The organism is Herpetosiphonaceae bacterium, from assembly GCA_036374795.1.
Taxonomy (GTDB): Bacteria; Chloroflexota; Chloroflexia; order Chloroflexales; family Kallotenuaceae; genus LB3-1.
On sequence record DASUTC010000187.1, the window covers coordinates 1 to 1,906 of the forward strand.

Consider the following 1,906-nt stretch of genomic DNA (forward strand, 5'->3'; position numbering starts at 1 on the left):
TTTGGTGGCTCCACAGCGGCGGGCCGGAGGACGCCCGCAATTTGCTATCGACCGTCTTCTCCTCAATGATCACGATGGCGACGCTCGTCATATCGATCACCATGGTGGTGTTGACGCTCGCCGCCAGTCAACTCGGACCACGGCTGGTCCGCAACTTCATGGGCGATCTCCGCACACAGCTCGTGTTCGGCATCTTCCTGATGACCATCATTTATTGCCTGCTAGTGCTTCGCACCCTCAACAGCGAGCTCGACATTTCCGCGGTGCCGCACATTGCGGTCACGCTCGGGACCGCGCTCGCCCTCATCAACCTGTTCGCGCTGCTGTTTTTTATCCACAATTTGGCTCGGTCGATCGTTTCCGATACAGTGGTCCGGCGTGTCGACAGGGATCTCCGCAATACGATCTCACGCCTACTGCCGGCGGAGGACGACGGCCAACCGCCCGTCGAGCGGCCGACGGCGGATGACGTGCTGCCGGCCGACTTCGATGAACGTGCGGCCTCTTTGTGGCTGTCCGGCGAAGGCTATGTGCAGGCGATCGAGTATGAGCGGCTCGTGGAAATCGCCTGCCGGCACAAGGCGGTGGTCCGCCTAGACTTCCGTGCCGGTCATTTCGTCATTCGCGGATCGCACAAGGCCGATATCTATCCAGGGCGCCTGCTCGGGCCGGATTTGGCGACCGAGATCGAAGGCGCGATCCTGGTCGGCGAAGACCGCACGCCGGTCCAGGATCTGGAGTTCTCGATCCGCCACCTGGTCGAAATCGCCGTGCGCGCGCTTTCGTCGGGCATCAACGATCCCTTCACCGCCATTGCCGTTATCGATCGCTTGGGCGCTGCGCTCGGCGAACTGATGCGGCGGGAACTCCAGCCTGAGGTGTTTTGCGATGAGGCCGGCGTGGTGCGCGTGGTCGGCCGAGCGTCGAGCTTCCGTGGTTTCGTGGACGTCGCTTTCCACCAGATCCGGCAAGCCGGAGCCACCCACCCCGCGGTCATCATCCAGATGCTCAGCATCATTGCGCGGCTCGCGGTCAACGTCCGCCTGTCCAGCCAACGCGACGCTTTGTTCGATCACGCCGCCATCATCGCCGAAGCCGGCCGCCGCGGGGCGTCGGAAGCCTCCGACATCGCCGACATCGAGCACAGCTATCAGGCAGCTCAAATGGCGTTAAAGTAAAAAGCCATGCCTCAGGGAAGACCACCTTTCAGGGGGCAGACCAACAGCCCGGCGACGACTTCCGCGAGGGTGACCAGTCGCCGTTCGAGCGGATGGCGGCCGACCGGATCGAACTTGATCCGGGCCAGCGCCTCGACGGGATCAGGGGGAAGCCCCTGCAGCGCCGCGCAGGCGTGCGCCGCATTGTCCTCGATCTTCGCGAGGGCTGAATCGATTTCAGGGATCGAGCGGACGTTGAAGATCATGGCGCGGACAGGTGCATGCAAGCATGCTTACCTGCTTTGCGCCTTGTATGCTTTCCACATCTTCAGGAAGAGCTGCTTCTTTGCGCCGTGGGTGAAGCCGAATTCCCGCCCCGCCTCCGCCTGGCCTCTTGGGTATATTTCGCCCGAGACGATATTGCTCGGCGATAATCTGCTCGGTGTCGCTCATGGCTCCTCTGGGAGTTGCGGCCCAGGCGGAGGCGGGTCAGTCCTGCGGCTCTTTTGATCGTGCAGCCGCCCGAGAGTGCTCTCGATCAATCGGGTCAACTTATCCGTAGCGCCGTCAACGGCTTGGTCCAAGGTCGCAGCCTGGTGAGTGACCGCGATAGGCTGGTGGCCTTTGAGTCGGGCTTCCATCGCGCAATGCATGTCATTGCCGCCCTTCTTGTTGCTGTTTTCATCACTCAGGTGGATCTCCACTCGCGTGATGTAATCGCTGATTCGGCTCAGAGCACTCTCGACTAC

2 protein-coding genes are annotated in these 1,906 nt (G+C 62.0%); one reads left to right on the forward strand and one right to left on the reverse strand.

Annotated elements, in window-relative coordinates:
- The coding region (locus VFZ66_13920; protein ID HEX6290285.1) for a DUF2254 domain-containing protein at nt 1-1,178 on the forward strand (1,178 nt) is incomplete at its 5' end.
- A gap of 11 nt (nt 1,179-1,189) precedes the next feature.
- Here VFZ66_13920 and VFZ66_13925 read toward each other — a convergent pair.
- Nucleotides 1,190-1,444, reverse strand: coding sequence for a hypothetical protein (locus VFZ66_13925; protein ID HEX6290286.1), 255 nt, complete (start codon nt 1,442-1,444; stop codon nt 1,190-1,192).
- Between the last annotated feature and the right edge of the window lie 462 nt (nt 1,445-1,906).